This window comes from Pseudomonas sp. LFS074 (assembly GCF_047978165.1).
Lineage (GTDB): Bacteria > Pseudomonadota > Gammaproteobacteria > Pseudomonadales > Pseudomonadaceae > Aquipseudomonas > Aquipseudomonas putida_P.
The window spans coordinates 383996-402344 of sequence record NZ_JBFPFV010000002.1; the positions used below are offsets into that span (position 1 = coordinate 383996).

The 18349-nt window shown below is 62.9% G+C and carries 18 protein-coding genes; 13 read left to right on the forward strand and 5 right to left on the reverse strand.

Annotated elements, in window-relative coordinates; translation table 11 throughout:
- Positions 1–633: 633 nt before the first annotated feature.
- The 12 genes from ccoN to ACNQP3_RS19920 all read left to right on the forward strand — a co-directional run bounded on the left by ccoN (position 634) and on the right by ACNQP3_RS19920 (position 12619).
- Complete coding sequence (gene ccoN / locus ACNQP3_RS19865; RefSeq protein ID WP_003254284.1) at positions 634–2076, forward strand: cytochrome-c oxidase, cbb3-type subunit I; 1443 nt, start codon at positions 634–636, stop codon at positions 2074–2076.
- Positions 2076–2684: a cytochrome-c oxidase, cbb3-type subunit II gene (gene ccoO, locus ACNQP3_RS19870; protein WP_003254286.1), complete on the forward strand. Its 609-nt coding sequence runs from the start codon at positions 2076–2078 to the stop codon at positions 2682–2684. Before ccoN ends, ccoO begins: the two co-directional genes overlap by 1 nt.
- Positions 2685–2689: 5 nt before the next feature.
- Entirely contained in the window at positions 2690–2881 is a 192-nt protein-coding gene (locus ACNQP3_RS19875; RefSeq protein ID WP_003254287.1) for a CcoQ/FixQ family Cbb3-type cytochrome c oxidase assembly chaperone, read from the forward strand.
- Positions 2878–3855, forward strand: a complete 978-nt coding sequence (gene ccoP, locus ACNQP3_RS19880) for a cytochrome-c oxidase, cbb3-type subunit III (RefSeq protein ID WP_003254289.1) — start codon at positions 2878–2880, stop codon at positions 3853–3855. Before ACNQP3_RS19875 ends, ccoP begins: the two co-directional genes overlap by 4 nt.
- A gap of 296 nt (positions 3856–4151) precedes the next feature.
- Positions 4152–5567, forward strand: a complete 1416-nt coding sequence (ccoG, locus tag ACNQP3_RS19885) for a cytochrome c oxidase accessory protein CcoG (RefSeq protein WP_004577070.1) — start codon at positions 4152–4154, stop codon at positions 5565–5567.
- Between the two features lie 15 nt (positions 5568–5582).
- The gene (locus tag ACNQP3_RS19890) at positions 5583–6110 is read left to right on the forward strand and encodes a FixH family protein (RefSeq protein ID WP_003254292.1); all 528 of its coding nucleotides are present in this window, start codon (positions 5583–5585) and stop codon (positions 6108–6110) included.
- 151 nt (positions 6111–6261) lie between these two features.
- A complete protein-coding gene (locus ACNQP3_RS19895; RefSeq protein ID WP_264316370.1) occupies positions 6262–8736 on the forward strand; it encodes a heavy metal translocating P-type ATPase in 2475 nt (824 codons plus the stop codon).
- A complete protein-coding gene (ccoS, locus tag ACNQP3_RS19900; protein ID WP_003254296.1) occupies positions 8715–8930 on the forward strand; it encodes a cbb3-type cytochrome oxidase assembly protein CcoS in 216 nt (71 codons plus the stop codon). The genes ACNQP3_RS19895 and ccoS overlap by 22 nt, the downstream gene beginning before the upstream one ends.
- A complete protein-coding gene (locus ACNQP3_RS19905) occupies positions 8887–9606 on the forward strand; it encodes a sulfite exporter TauE/SafE family protein (protein ID WP_265181024.1) in 720 nt (239 codons plus the stop codon). The genes ccoS and ACNQP3_RS19905 overlap by 44 nt, the downstream gene beginning before the upstream one ends.
- A gap of 105 nt (positions 9607–9711) precedes the next feature.
- Entirely contained in the window at positions 9712–11094 is a 1383-nt protein-coding gene (gene hemN / locus ACNQP3_RS19910; RefSeq protein ID WP_014755840.1) for an oxygen-independent coproporphyrinogen III oxidase, read from the forward strand.
- Positions 11095–11280: 186 nt separating this feature from the next.
- The gene (fnrA, locus tag ACNQP3_RS19915) at positions 11281–12015 is read left to right on the forward strand and encodes a Crp/Fnr family transcriptional regulator FnrA (protein WP_003254301.1); all 735 of its coding nucleotides are present in this window, start codon (positions 11281–11283) and stop codon (positions 12013–12015) included.
- Between the two features lie 55 nt (positions 12016–12070).
- Positions 12071–12619 carry an adenine phosphoribosyltransferase gene (locus ACNQP3_RS19920; protein WP_003254303.1) on the forward strand — a complete coding sequence of 183 codons (549 nt, stop codon included), beginning with the start codon at positions 12071–12073 and terminating at the stop codon, positions 12617–12619.
- Positions 12620–12737: 118 nt separating this feature from the next.
- On the opposite strand, the gene recR is transcribed toward ACNQP3_RS19920, so the two are convergent.
- The 3 genes from recR to dnaX form a co-directional block, all read right to left on the reverse strand.
- Positions 12738–13340, reverse strand: a complete 603-nt coding sequence (gene recR / locus ACNQP3_RS19925; protein WP_003254304.1) for a recombination mediator RecR — start codon at positions 13338–13340, stop codon at positions 12738–12740.
- 295 nt (positions 13341–13635) lie between these two features.
- On the reverse strand, positions 13636–13971 hold the full coding sequence (locus ACNQP3_RS19930) for a YbaB/EbfC family nucleoid-associated protein (RefSeq protein WP_003254305.1): 336 nt from the start codon (positions 13969–13971) through the stop codon (positions 13636–13638).
- 63 nt (positions 13972–14034) lie between these two features.
- The gene (gene dnaX / locus ACNQP3_RS19935) at positions 14035–16122 is read right to left on the reverse strand and encodes a DNA polymerase III subunit gamma/tau (protein ID WP_264316371.1); all 2088 of its coding nucleotides are present in this window, start codon (positions 16120–16122) and stop codon (positions 14035–14037) included.
- Between the two features lie 121 nt (positions 16123–16243).
- Here dnaX and ACNQP3_RS19940 point away from each other — a divergent pair, with 121 nt between their 5' ends.
- Positions 16244–17011, forward strand: coding sequence for a substrate-binding periplasmic protein (locus ACNQP3_RS19940; RefSeq protein ID WP_264316372.1), 768 nt, complete (start codon positions 16244–16246; stop codon positions 17009–17011).
- A 226-nt stretch (positions 17012–17237) separates the two neighbouring features.
- Here the strand turns inward: ACNQP3_RS19940 and ACNQP3_RS19945 are convergent, their stop codons facing one another.
- Both ACNQP3_RS19945 and ACNQP3_RS19950 read right to left on the reverse strand, forming a co-directional pair.
- Positions 17238–17465 (reverse strand): hypothetical protein, encoded by a 228-nt coding sequence (locus tag ACNQP3_RS19945; protein ID WP_264316373.1) that lies wholly within the window; start codon positions 17463–17465, stop codon positions 17238–17240.
- Between the two features lie 358 nt (positions 17466–17823).
- Positions 17824–18312 carry a DUF2938 domain-containing protein gene (locus tag ACNQP3_RS19950; protein ID WP_029611826.1) on the reverse strand — a complete coding sequence of 163 codons (489 nt, stop codon included), beginning with the start codon at positions 18310–18312 and terminating at the stop codon, positions 17824–17826.
- Positions 18313–18349 lie beyond the last annotated feature (37 nt).

Sequence of the window (18349 nt, forward strand, 5' to 3'; positions counted from 1 at the left end):
GGTAAACCCGCTCCTACGTTTGTTTCGGGCCAGTCCCTCCTGCACCAGTCGCGCGCGACCGCCTTGTTTGTACGACGCGATATCGAGACATGCGCCAAGGCGGTCGCGCGCAAATCTCACAGGAATAATTGGCCCGAAACAAACGTAGGAGCGGGTTTACCCGCGAAGCGCCGCGCGGGCGGCGCTCGATCTCTGCCCCACCACAACACTCAATCCTTACACCCCCGCCCCACCACAACACCCAATCCTTACCCCCCCCGCCCCCATAACCCTCAAGCCTTACACTCCCCCGCCCACTACCAGCCTCAGTCCCCTTCCCTTGCACCCCCACCGAACAGAACTAAGCTTGTTGCCTCAGTGGGCTTCGCTCCGAAAGGACCGATGCAGACACGGCGCGTAGCCTGACGCCGCCCCGAAAAAGCTTGACCGATCGATCAGAAAAAGGTGAAAAACGGTACACATTACAAATATTTATTTGTGTACAATCGTCCAGACCTGATCACTGCGGGACATCAGTGATCGGACCTGGACACGGGTCGGCGTACCAAAGTTGCGTTGCGGTAACCTTGCTGGTTATCAATACTGGCGCCGATTTTTCGACCAACAAGAACATCAAAACCGTGGAACCTTAGAATGAGCACAGCAATCAGTCCGACTGCTTATAACTATAAGGTCGTCCGCCAGTTCGCCATCATGACGGTGGTCTGGGGGATCCTTGGCATGGGCCTCGGCGTCTTCATCGCCTCGCAGCTGGTGTGGCCGCAGCTGAACCTGGACCTTCCCTGGACCAGCTTCGGCCGCCTGCGCCCGCTGCACACCAACCTGGTGATCTTCGCCTTCGGGGGCTGTGCGCTGTTCGGCACCAGCTACTACGTGGTGCAGCGCACCTGCCAGACCCGGCTGATCTCCGACAGCATGGCCGCCTTCACCTTCTGGGGTTGGCAAGCCGTGATCGTCGGCGCGCTGATCACCCTGCCGATGGGCTACACCACCACCAAGGAATACGCCGAGCTCGAGTGGCCGCTGGCGATCCTGCTGGCGATCGTCTGGGTTACCTACGGCCTGGTGTTCTTCGGCACCATCGTCAAGCGCAAGACCAAGCACATCTATGTCGGCAACTGGTTCTACGGTGCGTTCATCGTGGTCACCGCGATGCTGCACATCGTCAACCACATCTCGCTGCCGGTGAGCCTGTTCAAGTCGTACTCGGCCTACTCCGGCGCCACCGACGCGATGATCCAGTGGTGGTACGGCCACAACGCCGTGGGCTTTTTCCTCACCACCGGTTTCCTGGGGATGATGTACTACTTCGTGCCCAAGCAGGCCGAGCGGCCGATCTACTCGTATCGCTTGTCGATCGTGCACTTCTGGGCGCTGATCACCCTGTACATCTGGGCCGGCCCGCACCACCTGCACTACACCGCCCTGCCTGACTGGGCGCAGTCGTTGGGCATGGTGATGTCGATCATCCTGCTGGCGCCAAGCTGGGGCGGCATGATCAACGGCATGATGACCCTGTCGGGCGCCTGGCACAAACTGCGCACCGACCCGATCCTGCGCTTCCTGGTGGTGTCGCTGGCGTTCTACGGCATGTCCACCTTCGAAGGCCCGATGATGGCCATCAAGACCGTGAACTCACTGTCGCACTACACCGACTGGACCATCGGCCACGTCCACGCCGGCGCCCTCGGCTGGGTGGCAATGATTTCGATCGGCGCCGTGTACCACATGATCCCGAAACTCTACGGCCGCGAGCAGATGCACAGCATCGGCCTGATCAACGCGCACTTCTGGCTGGCCACCATCGGCACCGTACTGTACATCGCCTCGATGTGGGTCAACGGCATCACCCAGGGCCTGATGTGGCGCGCCATCAACGATGACGGCACCCTCACCTACTCCTTCGTCGAAGCCCTGCAGGCCAGCCACCCCGGCTACATCGTCCGCGCCCTGGGCGGTGCGTTCTTCGCCAGCGGCATGCTGCTGATGGCCTACAACGTGTTCCGTACCGTACGTGCCGCCAACCCGGCACAGGCTGAAGAGGCCGCCAAGATCGTCGTTGTGGGAGCGCACTGATGAAGCATGAAGCCGTCGAGAAGAACATAGGCCTGCTGGCCTTCTTCATGGTCATCGCCGTGAGCGTCGGTGGCCTGACCCAGATCGTCCCGCTGTTTTTCCAGGACGTCACCAACAAGCCGGTCGAGGGCATGAAGCCGCGCACCGCGCTGGAGCTGGAAGGCCGCGATATCTACATCCGCGAAGGCTGCGTAGGCTGTCACTCGCAGATGATCCGCCCGTTCCGTGCCGAAACCGAGCGGTACGGCCATTACTCGGTAGCCGGTGAAAGCGTGTGGGATCACCCGTTCCTGTGGGGCTCCAAGCGTACCGGGCCGGACTTGGCCCGCGTCGGCGGCCGCTACTCCGATGACTGGCACCGTGCGCACCTGTACAACCCGCGCAACGTGGTACCGGAATCGAAGATGCCGTCCTACCCGTGGCTGGTCGAGAACAAGCTCGACGGCAAAGACACCGCGAAAAAGATGGAAGTGCTGCGCACACTCGGCACCCCGTACACCGACGCCGACATTGCCGGCGCACGTGACGCGGTCAAGGGCAAGACCGAAATGGACGCCATCGTCGCGTACCTGCAGGGTCTTGGCACCATCATCAAGAGCAAACGGTGACGCTGATGGATATCGGGATGATTCGCGGCCTGGGCACCGTCGTGGTGATGGTGGCCTTCGTGGGCCTGGCGCTGTGGGTGTTCAACCCACGGCGTAAAAAGGACTTCGACGAAGCGACCCAACTGCCCTTCGCGGATGACCCCGAGGCCACTCGGCACGTCGAGCAAGCAAAAGCTTCTGGGAGCAAACAACAATGACAACCTTCTGGAGTCTGTACGTTACCGTCCTGACCCTGGGCACCATCTTCTCGTTGACCTGGCTGCTGCTGTCGACCCGCAAGGGCCAGCGCGAAGAGGTTACCGACGAAACCGTCGGGCATGCCTTCGATGGCATCGAGGAATACGACAACCCGCTGCCGAAATGGTGGTTCTGGCTGTTCGTCGGCACCATCATCTTCGCCCTCGGCTACCTGGTGCTGTACCCGGGCCTGGGCAACTGGAAAGGCGTCCTGCCGGGCTATTCGTACCTGGATAACGACAAGCAGACCGAGTTTTCCAACGGCCAGCCGGGCTGGACCGGCGTGCACGAATGGGAAAAGGAAATGGCCAAGGCCGACGCCCGTTTCGGGCCGATCTTCGCCAAGTTCGCGGCGATGCCGATCGAAGACGTAGCCAAGGACCCACAGGCATTGAAAATGGGTGCGCGGCTGTTCGCCTCCAACTGTTCGGTGTGCCACGGCTCCGACGCCAAGGGCGCCTTCGGCTTCCCCAACCTGACCGACAACGACTGGCGCTGGGGCGGCGAACCGGACACCATCAAGACCACCATCATGGGCGGTCGCCATGGCGTGATGCCGGCCTGGGCCGAAGTGATCGGTGACCAGGGCGTGGCCGACGTGGCTGCATTCGTGGTCAGCAAACTCGATGGCCGCACACTGCCTGAGGGTGCGAAGGCCGATGTGGAGAACGGGCAGAAGATCTTCGCAGCCAACTGCGTGGCCTGCCACGGGCCGGAAGGCAAAGGCACGCCCGCCATGGGCGCACCGAACCTGACCCACCCGCAGGCGTTCATCTACGGCTCGAGCTTTGCCCAATTGCAGCAGACTATCCGTTATGGCCGCCAGGGGCAGATGCCGGCCCAGGAACAGCTGCAGGGCAACGACAAGGTGCACTTGCTGGCGGCTTATGTGTACAGCCTGTCGCACCAGGCTGAGCCGGCCAAGGCTGAGTAAGGCAGGCCTGGCCTGTTCGCGGGTAAACCCGCTCCTACAAGGATCCTGTGTAGGAGCGGGTTTACCCGCGAACAGGCCGGTACTGGCACAGCATTTCTCGCAGGCTGATGACCTGGATCAATTGACACCCGCCATAACACGTTTCATACCACGAACCCAACGCGACTAAAGGTCGCAGTGCGATCCCATACCGCCCTCAGCGGCGTATCATGGACCGCAGAGCGCTAGCAGATTGCGCGAGACTGCGGCCCGCACGCACAGGCCGCGGCGTTTCTCCACTGCCGTGGGACTTGATGATGAGCAAGCAAATTCCGGTACATGATGTCACCCCGCCTGCCAGCAAAGGGAAGGATTCCGTCGACCTCTACGCTTCCCGGGAAAAGATCTACACCCGCGCCTTCACCGGCCTGTTCCGTCGCCTACGCATGGTTGGGGGTGCCGCACTGTTCCTGCTGTACTTCGGCACCGTGTGGCTGAACTGGGGAGGGCACCAGGCCGTGTGGTGGAACCTGCCCGAACGCAAGTTCTACATCTTCGGCGCCACCATCTGGCCGCAAGACTTCATCCTGCTCTCGGGCATTCTCATCGTCGCCGCCTTCGGCCTGTTCTTCATCACTGTGTTCGCCGGCCGGGTGTGGTGTGGCTACACCTGCCCGCAAAGCGTGTGGACCTGGATTTTCATGTGGTGCGAAAAGGTCACCGAGGGTGACCGCAACCAGCGCATGAAGCTCGACAAAGCCCCCATGAGCGGCAACAAGTTCCTGCGCAAATTCACCAAGCACAGCCTGTGGCTGCTGATCGGCTTTGTCACCGGCATGACCTTTGTCGGCTACTTTTCGCCGATCCGTGAGCTGGTGGTCGAATTCTTCACGGGCCAGGCCGATGGCTGGGCCTACTTCTGGGTCGGTTTCTTCACCCTCGCCACCTACGGCAACGCCGGCTGGCTGCGCGAACAGGTGTGTGTGTACATGTGCCCGTATGCACGTTTCCAGAGTGTGATGTTCGACAAGGACACACTGATCGTGTCCTACGACCCGCGCCGTGGCGAAACCCGCGGCCCGCGCAAGAAAGATACCGACTACAAAGCCCAGGGCCTGGGTGACTGCATCGACTGCACCATGTGCGTGCAGGTCTGCCCGACCGGCATCGACATCCGTGACGGCCTGCAAATCGAGTGCATCGGCTGCGCAGCCTGCATCGACGCCTGCGACAGCATCATGGACAAGATGAACTACCCCAAAGGGCTGATCAGCTACACCACCGAGCACAACCTGTCCGGGCAAAAGACCCACCTGCTGCGCCCGCGTCTGATCGGCTATGCCGTGGTACTGCTGGTGATGATGATCGGGCTGGCGACGGCCTTCGCCACCCGTTCGCTGGTCGGTTTCGACGTCAGCAAAGACCGCGTGCTGTACCGCGAAAACGCCCAGGGCCGGATCGAGAACGTGTACAGCCTGAAGGTAATGAACAAGGATCAGCGCGATCACGTCTACGTGCTGGACGCCGCCGGCCTGCCAGACCTCAAGCTCGAAGGCCAGCGCGAGATCCGCGTGGCCGCCGGTGACATCGTCAGCCTTCCCGTGCAGCTGTCGGTTGCCCCCGAGAAGCTGCCATCGACCACCAACGAAATCACCTTCATCCTCAAGAGCGCCGACGACAGCGACGCCCAGGTTGAAGCCAAGAGCCGTTTCATCGGCCCACAGATCCGCTAAGAGAGATAACGCACAATGCCTGCCGCCACCGCCGCCAGCCCCTGGTACAAGCACCTCTGGCCCTGGATCATCATCGGCATTCTCACCACCTCGGTGTGCCTGAGCCTGACCATGGTCAGCATCGCTGTGCACAACCCGGACAACCTGGTGAATGACAACTACTACGAGGCCGGCAAGGGCATCAACCGCTCGCTGGACCGCGAGCTGCTGGCGCAGCAGCTGGGCCTGAAAGCCAGCGTGCATCTGGACGAACTGACCGGCGAAGTGGACCTGCGCCTGACCGGTAGCAGTGGCCCGCAAAACCTGGAGCTGAACCTGATTTCGCCGACCCAGCCAGAGAAGGACCGCAAGGTGCTGCTGAGCCGTGTCGAAGCAGGGCGCTATGTGGGACAACTGGAGGACAAGGTCGACGGGCGGCGCTTTGTGGAACTGCTGGGCAGCGAAGGGGGCCAGGTGTGGCGCCTGTTCGAAGAGGAAAAAGTGGCGCATGGTGTGACCTTGCAGTTGGGTGACGAAGCCCTTCAAGGCGCCGAACACCAGTAATGATTCCTGGTATGAATGGGGGCGCTTTGCGCCCCTTTCGCGACGCAAGGCCGCTCCCACAGGAGAACGCATGCTTCTGTGGGAGCGGCCTTGCGTCGCGAAAGGGCGGCGAAGCAGCCCCGGCGATCTCACGACATAAGACTGTTCCAAAATGACCCAGCCCACCCCCTGCTACCACTGCGCCCTGCCCGTCCCGGCCGGCAGCCGCTTCACCGCCGTGGTCCTCGGCCAGCCGCGACAGTTCTGCTGCCCCGGTTGCCAGGCGGTGGCTGAGTCGATCGTCGCGGGTGGCCTGGAACATTACTACCAGCACCGCAGCGACAACAGCGCCAACCCCGAAGCCCTGCCCAAGCAACTGCAGGACGAACTGGCCCTATACGACCGCAGCGACGTGCAGCAAACCTTCGTCCGCCACCAGGGCGAGCTGGCCGAAACCACCTTGCTTGTCGAGGGCATCAGCTGCGCCGCCTGCGGCTGGCTGATCGAAAAGCACTTGCGCAACCTGCCCGGTGTCGCCGAAGCCCGGTTGAACCTGTCCAACCACCGCCTGGCGCTGAACTGGGACGACAAGCAGCTGCCGCTGTCACGCTTGCTCGCCGAACTTCGCCAGATCGGCTACGCCGCCCACCCCTACCAGCCTGACCAAGCCGCCGAGCAATTGGCCCGGGAAAACCGCAGCGCCCTACGCCGCCTGGGCGTGGCCGGGCTGCTGTGGTTCCAGGCGATGATGGCGACCATGGCCACTTGGCCGGAATTCAACATCGACCTGACACCCGAGTTGCACACGATCCTGCGCTGGGTGGCGCTGTTCCTGACCATTCCCATCGTGTTCTACAGCTGCGCGCCCTTCTTCAAGGGCGCGGCGCGCGACTTGCGAACGCGCCACCTGACCATGGACGTTTCGGTGTCGCTGGCCATTGGCCTGGCGTTCGGCGCCGGCATCTGGACAGCCATCACTGGCAGCGGCGAGCTTTATTTCGACACGGTGGGCATGTTCGCCCTGTTCCTGCTGACCGGCCGCTACCTGGAGCGCCGCGCCCGCGAGCGCACAGCGGCGGCCACTGCGCAGCTGGTCAACCTGCTGCCCGCCTCATGCCTGCGCCTGGACGCCATCGGGCGCAGCGAACGCATCCTGCTCAGCGAGTTACAGTGCGGCGACACCGTGCAGGTGCTGCCCGGCGCGGTCATCCCTGCCGACGGGCGCATCGTCGAGGGCCGCTCCAGCGTCGACGAATCGCTGCTGACCGGCGAGTATCTGCCGCAACCACGCCGGGTGGGTGAGCGGGTCACTGGCGGTACGCTGAACGTTGAAAGCGCGCTGAATGTGGAAGTGGAAGCCCTCGGCCATGACTCACGCTTGTCGGCCATCGTCCGCCTGCTGGAACGCGCCCAGACCGAAAAACCGCGCCTGGCGGAAATTGCCGACCGCGCCTCGCAGTGGTTCCTGCTGTTCTCGCTACTGGCCTCGGTAGCCATCGGCCTGTGGTGGTGGCACCTGGATCCGGCACGGGCGTTCTGGATCGTGCTGGCCATGCTCGTGGCCACCTGCCCTTGTGCCCTGTCTTTGGCTACGCCAACCGCACTGACCGCCGCCACCGGAACCCTGCACAAGCTTGGTCTGCTGGTCACCCGCGGCCACGTGCTGGAAGGCCTGAACCACATCGACACGGTGATTTTCGACAAGACCGGCACACTGACCGAAGGCCGCCTGACCTTGCGCAGCATCCGCCCGCTCGGCAGCCAGGCCGCCGACCGCTGCCTGGCCCTGGCCGCGGCGCTGGAAAACCGCTCCGAACACCCCATCGCTCGCGCCTTTGGTCGTACCGCCACGCCTGCCGATGACGTACAGAGCGTACCCGGCCTGGGCCTGGAGGGGCTGGTCGACGGCCAGCGCCTGCGCATTGGTCAGGCTACCTTCGTCTGCGCCTTGAGTGGTGCGGAAATCCCCGCTGTGCCCGCGCCTCGCGGCCAGTGGCTGCTGCTGGGCGACCGCCAGGGGCCACTGGCCTGGTTCGGCCTGGATGACCGTCTGCGCGACGATGCCCCGGCCCTGCTCGCTGCCTGCAAGGCGCGCGGCTGGCACACCCTGCTGCTGTCGGGCGACAGCTCGCCGATGGTTGCCGAAGTGGCCGCGCAGCTGGGTATCGAGCAGGCCATTGGCGGCCTGCGCCCGGATGACAAACTGGACCGCCTGAAAGCCCTGCAGGCTGACGGGCGCAAGGTGCTGATGCTCGGCGACGGGGTCAACGATGTACCGGTACTGGCCGCCGCCGATATCAGCATCGCCATGGGCAGCGCCACCGACCTGGCCAAGACCAGTGCCGACGCCGTCTTGCTGTCCAACCGCCTGCAAGCGCTGGTGCAGGCGTTCGAGCTGGCCCGCCGCACCCGCCGCAACATCCTCGAGAACCTGCTGTGGGCGACCCTGTATAATGGCCTGATGTTGCCGTTCGCCGCGCTCGGCTGGATCACGCCGGTGTGGGCCGCCATCGGCATGTCGGTCAGCTCGCTGATCGTGGTGCTCAATGCCTTGCGCCTGACCCGTATGCCAGTGGCCTCGGGCCCGCTGCCCCACGAAGCCCCTTTACCCGGGAGGAAGTCGCCATGCCCGCCCTCTATGTCATGATCCCGGCAGCCCTGCTGCTGGTCGGCGTGGCCGTGTACATCTTCTTCTGGGCGGTCGACAGCGGTCAGTACGATGACCTTGAAGGCCCCGCCCACAGCATCCTGTTCGACGATCAGGACCCGCGCCACCAGGCGGCAGTGAAGCTTGACGATGCCCCGGCCGACACCGACAAGGAACCACCGCCCCGTGCCTGACCTGCTTGCGCTGCTGGGCTCGGCACTGGTCCTTGGCCTGCTAGGGGGCGGTCACTGCCTGGGCATGTGCGGTGGCCTGATGGGCGCACTGACCTTGGCCATCCCCCCCGAACAACGCGGCAAGCGCTTGCGCCTGTTGCTGGCGTACAACCTGGGGCGCATTTTCAGCTATGCCTGCGCCGGCCTGTTGCTGGGCCTGGCCGGCTGGGCCGTGGCCAGCAGCCCGGCAGCGCTGGCGCTGCGGGTGGCTGCAGCGCTGCTGCTGATTGCCATGGGCCTGTACCTGGCCGGCTGGTGGAGCGGGCTGACCCGTATCGAGGCGCTGGGCCGCGGGTTGTGGCGGCATATCCAGCCGATGGCGTCGCGCTTGCTGCCGGTGTCCAGCCTGCCCCGGGCGTTGCTGCTGGGCGCCTTGTGGGGCTGGCTGCCGTGCGGTTTGGTGTACAGCACCCTGCTGTGGGCCGCCAGCCAGGGCAACGCCGGGTACAGCGCGGTATTGATGCTCGCGTTCGGGTTGGGCACCTGGCCGGTGTTGCTGGCAACCGGGCTGGCTGCCGAACGGGTAAACGCCCTGTTGCGGCGACGCAGCGTGCGCGTGGCGGGCGGTGTGCTGGTGATGCTATTCGGTGTCTGGACTCTGCCGGGCCCACACCAGCACTGGCTGATGGGGCATTGACGGGGGCTGCAAAGCAGCCCCAATGCCCTTGATACAAATCAACACAGTTTCCTACAGACGGCCATAGACTCCGGTGCACTGCTGCTCTTTCCGGGGACTACCCTCATGCTCGACGACCTCCGTTGGGATACCGACCTGATCCGCCGCTACGATCTCGCCGGGCCACGCTACACCTCTTACCCAACCGCCGTGCAACTGCACAGCGAGGTGGGTTCGTTCGACCTGCTCAACGCCCTGCGCGAGAGCCGACGGGCCGTGCGCCCGCTGTCGCTGTACGTGCATGTGCCGTTCTGCGCCAACATCTGCTACTACTGCGCCTGCAACAAGGTCATCACCAAAGACCGTGCGCGCGCTGCGCCCTACCTGCAGCGCCTGGAGCAGGAAATCCAGCTGATCGCCTGCCACCTGGACCCTAAACAACGTGTTGAACAGCTGCATTTTGGCGGCGGCACACCGACCTTCCTCAGCCATGTGGAACTGCGCCAGCTGATGGCCACCCTGCGCCAGCACTTCCACCTGCTGGACGACGATTCCGGCGACTACGGCATCGAGATCGACCCTCGCGAAGCCGACTGGTCGACCATGGGCCTGCTTCGCGAACTGGGCTTCAACCGCGTCAGCCTGGGTGTACAGGACCTCGACCCGGCCGTGCAGCGCGCGATCAACCGCCTGCAGAGCCTGGAGCAGACCCGCACCTTGATCGAGGCTGCGCGCACGCTGCAGTTTCGCTCGGTCAACCTCGACTTGATCTACGGCCTGCCCAAGCAAACCCCGGAAGGCTTTGCCCGCACTGTCGAAGAGGTGATCCGCCTGCAGCCCGACCGCCTGTCGGTGTTCAACTACGCTCACCTTCCCGAACGCTTCATGCCGCAACGGCGCATCGACAGCAACGACCTGCCCAGCGCCGCCGCCAAGCTTGAGATGCTGCACGCCACCATCGACCAACTGACCGCCGCCGGTTACCGCTACATCGGCATGGACCACTTCGCCCTGCCCGACGACGAACTGGCCATTGCCCAGGAAGAAGGTACCTTGCAGCGCAACTTCCAGGGCTACACCACCCACGGGCACTGCGACCTGATTGGCCTGGGCGTGTCGGCGATCAGCCAGATCGGCGACCTGTACTGCCAGAACAGCAGTGACCTCAACACCTACCAGGACAGCCTGTCCAACGCCCAGCTGGCCACCCAGCGCGGCTTGCTGTGCAACCACGACGACCGCATACGCCGGGCAGTGATCCAGCAACTGATCTGCCATTTCGAGCTGGATTTCGAACCCATCGAACAGGCTTTCACCCTGGATTTTCGCGGTTACTTCAACGACCTCTGGCCCGAGCTGCTGACCTTGCAGCGCGACGGCCTGATCAGCCTGGACGACAAGGGCATTCGCATCCTGCCCGCCGGCCGGCTGCTGGCGCGCTCGGTATGCATGGTGTTCGACGCCTATCTGGCGATGCACAACCGCCAGCGCTTCTCGCGAGTGATCTGAAAAACAAGGCGTTCAACCGCATGGACAAGCTTCCTTGTCAGGCACACTATGAGCACACAAGGACTCCCGGCAGGCCACCTGCCGGGGTTTCGCCAGCGCGCACCATCACCGCGCACACTGGCCTACACCCTGTGTCGTGAGTTACCCTTACGACTTATGTGTGCTTTCCCACAAGGATCGATTCAAATGTCCGAGCCAGTCAAACTGCGCCCACACAACCAGGCCCATTGCAAGGATTGCAGCCTGGCCCCCCTGTGCCTGCCTCTTTCGCTGAACCTGGAAGACATGGACGCACTGGATGAAATCGTCAAACGCGGGCGGCCGCTCAAGAAAGGCGAGTTTCTGTTCCGCCAGGGTGACAGTTTTGGCTCGGTCTACGCAGTACGGTCCGGGGCCCTGAAAACCTTCAGCCTCAGCGACAGCGGCGAAGAGCAGATCACAGGCTTTCACCTGCCCAGCGAACTGGTCGGCCTGTCAGGCATGGATACCGAGGCCTACCCGGTATCGGCCCAGGCCCAGGAAACCACTTCGGTGTGTGAAATCCCCTTCGAGCGGCTGGACGAGCTGTCGGTACAACTGCCACAGCTACGCCGCCAGCTGATGCGGGTAATGAGCCGCGAAATCCGCGACGACCAGCAAATGATGCTGCTGCTGTCGAAAAAAACCGCGGACGAGCGCATTGCCACTTTCCTGGTCAACCTGTCGGCGCGCTTCCGCGCCCGCGGCTATTCGGCCAATCAGTTCCGCCTGAGCATGTCGCGCAACGAAATCGGCAATTACCTTGGCCTGGCGGTAGAAACCGTGTCGCGGGTGTTCACCCGCTTCCAGCAGAACGGCCTGCTGCGCGCCGAGGGCAAGGAAGTGCACATCCTCGACCCGATCCAGCTGTGCGCGCTGGCCGGTGGTGCAATCGAGGCCTGACGCTGGTCTTTAGCGGGTATACTTGGGCATTCGTTTTCCCAGGATACCCGCAACAATGCACAGCGAAGCCTTCGACCTCAAAGCCCTGATCCGCCCGGTAGTGGACTTCCCCAAACCGGGTGTGATCTTCCGCGACATTACCCCGTTGTTCCAGTCGCCACGCGGGCTGCGCTATGTGGCCGATCAGTTCATCGAGCGCTATGTCGAGGCTGAATTCAGCCACATCGGCGCCATGGACGCGCGGGGTTTCCTGATCGGCTCGATCATCGCCCACCAGCTGAACAAGCCGCTGATCCTGTTCCGCAAGCAGGGCAAGCTGCCGGCCGACGTGTTGAGCGAGGGTTACCAGACCGAGTACGGCGAGGCCTTCCTGGAAGTGCATGCCGACAGCCTGTGTGAAGGCGACTCGGTGCTGATCTTCGATGACCTGATTGCTACTGGCGGTACGCTGCTGGCGGCGGCCAACCTGGTGCGTCGTACTGGGGCGCAGGTGTTCGAGGCGGCAGCGATCATCGACCTGCCGGAACTGGACGGTTCGCGCCGGTTGCAGGCGGCCGGGGTGCCTACCTTCTGCCTGACCGAGTTTTCCCTCAGCGAGTACTGAGCGGGCTGTTGGGGCTGCTTTGCAGCCCATTCGCGGGTAAACCCGCGCCTACAAAGGCCGCATATTTTTTGTAGGCGCGGGTTTACCCGCGAATGGGCCGCCAAGCGACCCCAATGAATCAGAGCGAAATGGGCCGGCGCCCTGCAAAGGCATGGGCCAAGGTACCACCGTCCACCATCTCCAGCTCACCGCCCAGCGGCACACCATGGGCAATGCGAGACGCCACCAAGCCTTTCTCGCTCAGCAACTGGGCAATGTAATGCGCCGTCGCCTCCCCCTCCACCGTCGGGTTGGTCGCCAGGATCACCTCGGTAAAGGTGCCCTGCTCTTCGATCCGCGCCATCAGCTGCGGAATACCGATCGCCTCAGGCCCCAGGCCATCCAGCGGCGACAGGTGCCCCTTGAGCACGAAGTAACGGCCACGGTAGCCCGTCTGCTCCACCGCATACACATCGGTCGGCCCCTCGACCACGCACAACTGGGTGTCGTCACGGCGCGGGTCGGCGCACTGCGGGCACAGTTCCTGCTCGGTGAGGGTGCGACACTGGCGGCAATGCCCTACCCCTTCCATGGCCTGGGTCAAGGCCTGAGCCAGGCGCAGCCCGCCACTGCGGTCGCGCTCGAGCAGTTGCAGGGCCATGCGCTGGGCGGTTTTCTGGCCAACGCCTGGCAAGATGCGCAGGCCGTCGATCAGTTGGCGGATGAGAGGGCTGAAGCTCATGGGAAAGGCCTGACAATTCAATAAGAGGCGGTTTATACCCAGCGGGGGCGGTGGCGTCAAATCACCTCGCCCAAAGCCTGCAAGGTCTGCTTTTTTGTGGGAGCGGCCTTGTGTCGCGAAAGGGCTGCTAAGCAGCCCCGGCACTCTATGCTGCAAAGCTGGAATCCGGGGGCCGCTTCGCGCCCCTTTCGCGACACAAGGCCGCCCCCACATAAAGAGCAGACCGCAGCCGGGTGAAATCTACGCAAAAAAAAACGCCGCTGAAATCAGCGGCGTTTTTGAGTACCTCAATGCCTTAGAACGGCATCTTGAAGCCTGGCGGCAGCTGCATGCCGGCGGTCATGCCGCCCATCTTTTCCTGGCTGCTTTGCTCAACCTTGCGCACGGCGTCGTTCAGCGCAGCGGCAATGAGGTCCTCCAGAACTTCCTTGTCGTCTTCATCAGTCGACATCAGGCTCTGGTCGATGCTGACGCGTTTGACGTCGTGACGACCGGTCATCACCACGCTCACCAGACCGCCACCGGACTGACCGGTGACTTCGGCGTTGGCCAGTTCTTCCTGCATCTTCTGCATTTTTTCCTGCATCTGCTGGGCCTGCTTCATCAGGCCGGCCATGCCACCTTTCATCATGGGGTATACCTCGATTGGGTCGTGTGATGCGGCCCGGCACCGGGCCGGCCGCATGGTTATCCGTTACTGGCCCTGACTGGCCAGGGCTTCTACAGGCTCAATAGTATCCTGCCGCACCTTGGCGCCGAACAACTTGATCATCTGCTGGATCAACGGATCCTGCTCGATCGACGCGACGGCGTCCTGCTGACGCTCGGCACGCTTGCGCGCTGCGGCCTGAGCCGGGGTTTCCTGCTCGGGCAGGATCAGCTCGATACGCAGGTTCAGCGTGCGCCCCAAGTGCTGGTTGAGCGCTTCGTTCAGGCGCCGCTGCTGGGTGGCGTTGAACAACGCACCCTGGCCCGGGTCCAGATGCAGCAACCAGTCGTCGCCATCGGCGGCAATCAGCGTACAGTTTGCCGCGATGTTGCCTGTCATCCCGGACACAGGCAACTGTGGGAATAATTCCAGCCATTGCAGGGCCAGGCCGGTGGCCGGCTTGGCTGCCGGCAACGGTTCGGCCGCCGGTTTGGACACGTCTTCCTGAACATGTTCGGCCAGCTCGTCCAGGTAGCTGAAGCCTGCCGGATCGCTTTCGCCGCCGTAATAGTCTTCGTCAAGCGGCGGCTCATCGTCGCGCTCCATCCCCACGGCAGCGTAGGCAGACGGGTCGAAAGGCGGCTCGTCGTGTGCCGGGGTGGCCTGTGGGGGCGCCACCGGGGCAACAGGCTCGGGCTCGGGCTCGGGCGCGGGTGCCGGTTCGGGCGCGAGTTCAGCCGCTAACGGCGCGGGCGCAACGGCACGCTCTTCCCACGGCAAGTCGACCACTTCGGCAACAGGCTCAGGTACGGAGATGGCCTCGGCTTCGGCCTTCAGCTCAACATCTGCCTCGGCCTCCGGCTCATGATCAGCCGTCGCGGGTGCAGGCACCTCCAGCTGCGGGGCTTGCGCTACAGGCTCCGCCGGCACAGCCGCGACAGGCGATGAAAGCGCGACCGGCGCCGCGGCTGCCACCTGCCCTGCAGGATCAGCTGTGGCCTGGCTGATCCCCGTTGGCTTTAGCACCGGCTTCGGTGCGTCGTCCGTGTCTGCCGGGCGGAACGCCAGCATACGCAGCAGCACCATCTCGAAGCCACCGCGCGGGTCCGGTGCAAGGGGCAGGTCACGGCGGCCTATCAGGCCCATCTGATAATAGAACTGCACATCCTCGGCCGGCAGCGCCGAAGCCAGCGCCAATACCCGCTCGCGATCACCCTGGCCGTTGTCTACCGCTTCGGGCAGCGCCTGGGCAATGGCTACACGGTGCAGCACATTGAGCATTTCGGCCAGAACGCCCGACCAGTCCGGCCCTTGCTCGGCCAGATTACGCACGGCCTCCAGCAAAGCCCTGGCATCGCCTTCGAGCAGTGCCTGCAAGACCCCATACACCTGGCCATGGTCGAGGCTACCCAACATGGCACGTACATCGGCGGCCAGTACCTTGCCTTCACCGAAGGCGATGGCCTGGTCGGTCAGGCTCATGGCATCACGCATGGAACCATCGGCCGCACGGCCCAGCAGCCACAGGGCATCTTCCTCGAACGGCACGTTCTCGGCGGCCAGTACGTGGCTGAGGTGCTCCACCACCCGCTCCGGGCTCATGTTCTTCAACGAGAATTGCAGGCAGCGCGACAGGATGGTGGCCGGCAGCTTCTGCGGGTCGGTGGTGGCGAGGATGAACTTGACGTAGGGCGGTGGCTCTTCCAGCGTCTTGAGCAAGGCGTTGAACGAGTGGGTCGAGAGCATGTGCACTTCGTCGATCAGGTAGACCTTGAAGCGCCCACGGCTAGGGGCGTACTGCACGTTATCGAGCAGTTCGCGGGTGTCCTCGACCTTGGTACGGCTGGCGGCGTCAATCTCGATCAGGTCGACAAAACGGCCTTCGTCGATTTCCCGGCACACCGAACAGGTGCCACAGGGCGTGGAGGTGATGCCGGTTTCACAGTTCAGGCACTTGGCGATAATACGGGCGATGGTCGTCTTGCCCACGCCGCGGGTACCGGTGAACAGGTAGGCATGGTGCAGGCGCTGGTTGTCCAAGGCATTGATCAAGGCCTTGAGCACATGGGTCTGGCCGACCATTTCGCGGAACGAGCGCGGACGCCATTTTCGTGCAAGAACCTGATAACTCATCGAAAAACCATCGTAGCCTGATCGAGCGGAAGATCGCTAATGCTAGCGGAGCGGGGGCAAAATTGCACCCTGCGCAACTCGTCTAAGCTTGGAATGGCGCATTGTCCAGGGAGGATTGCCTTTGCGAAGACTGCTGGCCCTGTTACTGCTGTGGTCTACAAACAGCCTGGCTGACCAGCCGGTGCTGCGCTTTTCCGTCGCCGAGAGCTGGAGCATGCCGCTGGTACGCATCGAAGGCGATCAGCCAGTGGAGGGATTGCTTTACGACCTGATGCAAGCCGTTGCCAGGCAAGTGGGCGCTCGCCCCGAGTTCCACGTCATGGCCCGCCTGCGCCTGGAGGAGGCCATGAGCAGCGGCGACATTGATGTCCGTTGCTACGTCAGTACCCAATGGCTCAACGACCGTCCAAGGGATTTTGTGTGGAGTATCCCGCTGATTCATCAGCGCGACGTACTGGTTGGCCGCGCCGGCGACAGCAACCCGATATCCCCGGAGCAACTGCCACCCCAGGCGATCGGCACGGTGCTTGGCTACACCTATTCAACCCTGCAACCGCTGCTGGACCACGGCCAGCTGCACCGTGAGGACAGCCGCAGCCAGTTGCTGGTGCTGCAAAAGCTGCAGGCAGGCCGGTATCGCCATGCGGTGAGCAACCAGTTGTCGTTGCAGTGGTTCAACCAAGGGTTGCCAGCGGAGCAGCAATTGCAAGCGCTGGCGGTGCTGGACGAACAGGATTTGGGGTGCATAGTGCGCAACGATCCGGCGATACCGACACAAGGGCTGTTGCGGGCGTTGGTAAGGATGAAGCAGTCGGGGGAGATCGAGCGGATTTTGCAGCGGCATGGAAGGGTGAGCGACTCCGGCTCTATGTCGCTGACCCAGCCCTAGCCAGTAGCCTGATGGAAGGCAAACCCTCGCAAAGCTTGCGCGCCCCTTGTGGGAGCGGGTTCACCCGCGAACACCGGCGAAGCCGGTGCCATCCACCGCGTCGCCTGCTTCGCGGGTGAATCCGCTCCCACAGGGTTATTCGCTATCCCTGCAATCTCTACTTGCTCCAAGGCCGGAATCAATGGCTTCTCCGCTCAAACGCCAATGCCACAGCATCCGCCTGCCCCTAGGCAATCTGCATGGCCCGCAAACCATGCTCCAACAACTGCCTGGTTTCTTCGTCCTGAATACGCTCAAGCGCCCGCCGGCTATCGCTGTAGGCGAACATCAGGTAGTGGGAAACATTCATCAACGCGAACTCCATCGGGACGATGCCTTCGCTGATCGCGCGGGAAAGGGATTTGCCTTGGGGAAGATCAAAGACGTGGGGCGGATCGGGGACCATTTTTTTCATGAGTTCACCATACCGGGCTGAGAGCACCCTTTCGCTTCCACCCTTAGGGTGACAGTTGTACGCGGGGTGGAAGACCAGGGGTATGGCAAACCCGGCAGGCCCGAAGGCCTCCCACGCACAACTGTCATATCGACAGCCGCCAAACCACCCAGGCTTCCACACCCGATCGCTGAACTGACAGCGACCGCGAAAGCCTAGTGGGCGAGGTTGACCGGGACAATCAGACGGGAGTCGACGGAACACGTAGGATAATTCGCTATGCCTGCCTGACGTGTAGGGGCTTTCCTAGACTGTTATCAGACCTATCTTAAAAGCGGGCACTCTGATCATGTGCTTACTGTAATCGGGATCACTGTCTTCACACCAAAGCCCGTAAATACGCACTCAAGAACAACCCCACACCAAACACAAAATGCGTGGCCAGGCTCTTCAGACAGTTCCGCGCAGGTGTCGGCGTTCTGGACGCAAAGAACCCTGCCCCCATCGCCGGCTGCATGAGGCAAAACGGCGCCACGACTGTACCCACACCCACAACTACTGCAGGTAAAAGAGTAGGCGACCGCAACCAGCCCTCCCCTACGATCACAAGCAGCAGCATCGCGAAAAGCACGCCGGTGGCGTAGTGAATCACCCATCCCCACGCCAACTCATTTCGCACCGGTTCCGCTTTGGAAATCGCTTGGTGCGAAACACGCCCACCTAGCAAGTGCCCCGCCCAACGCCCGACCATGGCAAAGTTCAGCGTTGCCACACCCAACCGCCTCAGCAGCAGCCCCCACAGGTCCATCACTACAGTGGCAGCTATGCCAATCGGCAATGCAGCTAAAAACATCGCAGTAAACGTCATTTGAACAAGCCCTCGAAGGTTGACGGTCATTACCATG

Coding starts and splice junctions, on each gene's coding strand:
- hemN (WP_014755840.1), top strand. CDS start 9,712: ATGCTCGACGACCTCCGTTGGGATACCGACCTGATCCGCCGCTACGAT.
- ACNQP3_RS19920 (WP_003254303.1), top strand. CDS start 12,071: ATGCACAGCGAAGCCTTCGACCTCAAAGCCCTGATCCGCCCGGTAGTG.
- ccoO (WP_003254286.1), top strand. CDS start 2,076: ATGAAGCATGAAGCCGTCGAGAAGAACATAGGCCTGCTGGCCTTCTTC.
- ccoS (WP_003254296.1), top strand. CDS start 8,715: ATGCCCGCCCTCTATGTCATGATCCCGGCAGCCCTGCTGCTGGTCGGC.
- ACNQP3_RS19890 (WP_003254292.1), top strand. CDS start 5,583: ATGCCTGCCGCCACCGCCGCCAGCCCCTGGTACAAGCACCTCTGGCCC.
- ACNQP3_RS19950 (WP_029611826.1), bottom strand. CDS start 18,312: ATGACGTTTACTGCGATGTTTTTAGCTGCATTGCCGATTGGCATAGCT.
- ACNQP3_RS19875 (WP_003254287.1), top strand. CDS start 2,690: ATGGATATCGGGATGATTCGCGGCCTGGGCACCGTCGTGGTGATGGTG.
- ACNQP3_RS19930 (WP_003254305.1), bottom strand. CDS start 13,971: ATGATGAAAGGTGGCATGGCCGGCCTGATGAAGCAGGCCCAGCAGATG.
- ACNQP3_RS19895 (WP_264316370.1), top strand. CDS start 6,262: ATGACCCAGCCCACCCCCTGCTACCACTGCGCCCTGCCCGTCCCGGCC.
- ACNQP3_RS19905 (WP_265181024.1), top strand. CDS start 8,887: ATGCCCCGGCCGACACCGACAAGGAACCACCGCCCCGTGCCTGACCTG.
- dnaX (WP_264316371.1), bottom strand. CDS start 16,122: ATGAGTTATCAGGTTCTTGCACGAAAATGGCGTCCGCGCTCGTTCCGC.
- ccoN (WP_003254284.1), top strand. CDS start 634: ATGAGCACAGCAATCAGTCCGACTGCTTATAACTATAAGGTCGTCCGC.
- ccoP (WP_003254289.1), top strand. CDS start 2,878: ATGACAACCTTCTGGAGTCTGTACGTTACCGTCCTGACCCTGGGCACC.
- recR (WP_003254304.1), bottom strand. CDS start 13,340: ATGAGCTTCAGCCCTCTCATCCGCCAACTGATCGACGGCCTGCGCATC.
- ccoG (WP_004577070.1), top strand. CDS start 4,152: ATGAGCAAGCAAATTCCGGTACATGATGTCACCCCGCCTGCCAGCAAA.
- ACNQP3_RS19945 (WP_264316373.1), bottom strand. CDS start 17,465: ATGAAAAAAATGGTCCCCGATCCGCCCCACGTCTTTGATCTTCCCCAA.
- fnrA (WP_003254301.1), top strand. CDS start 11,281: ATGTCCGAGCCAGTCAAACTGCGCCCACACAACCAGGCCCATTGCAAG.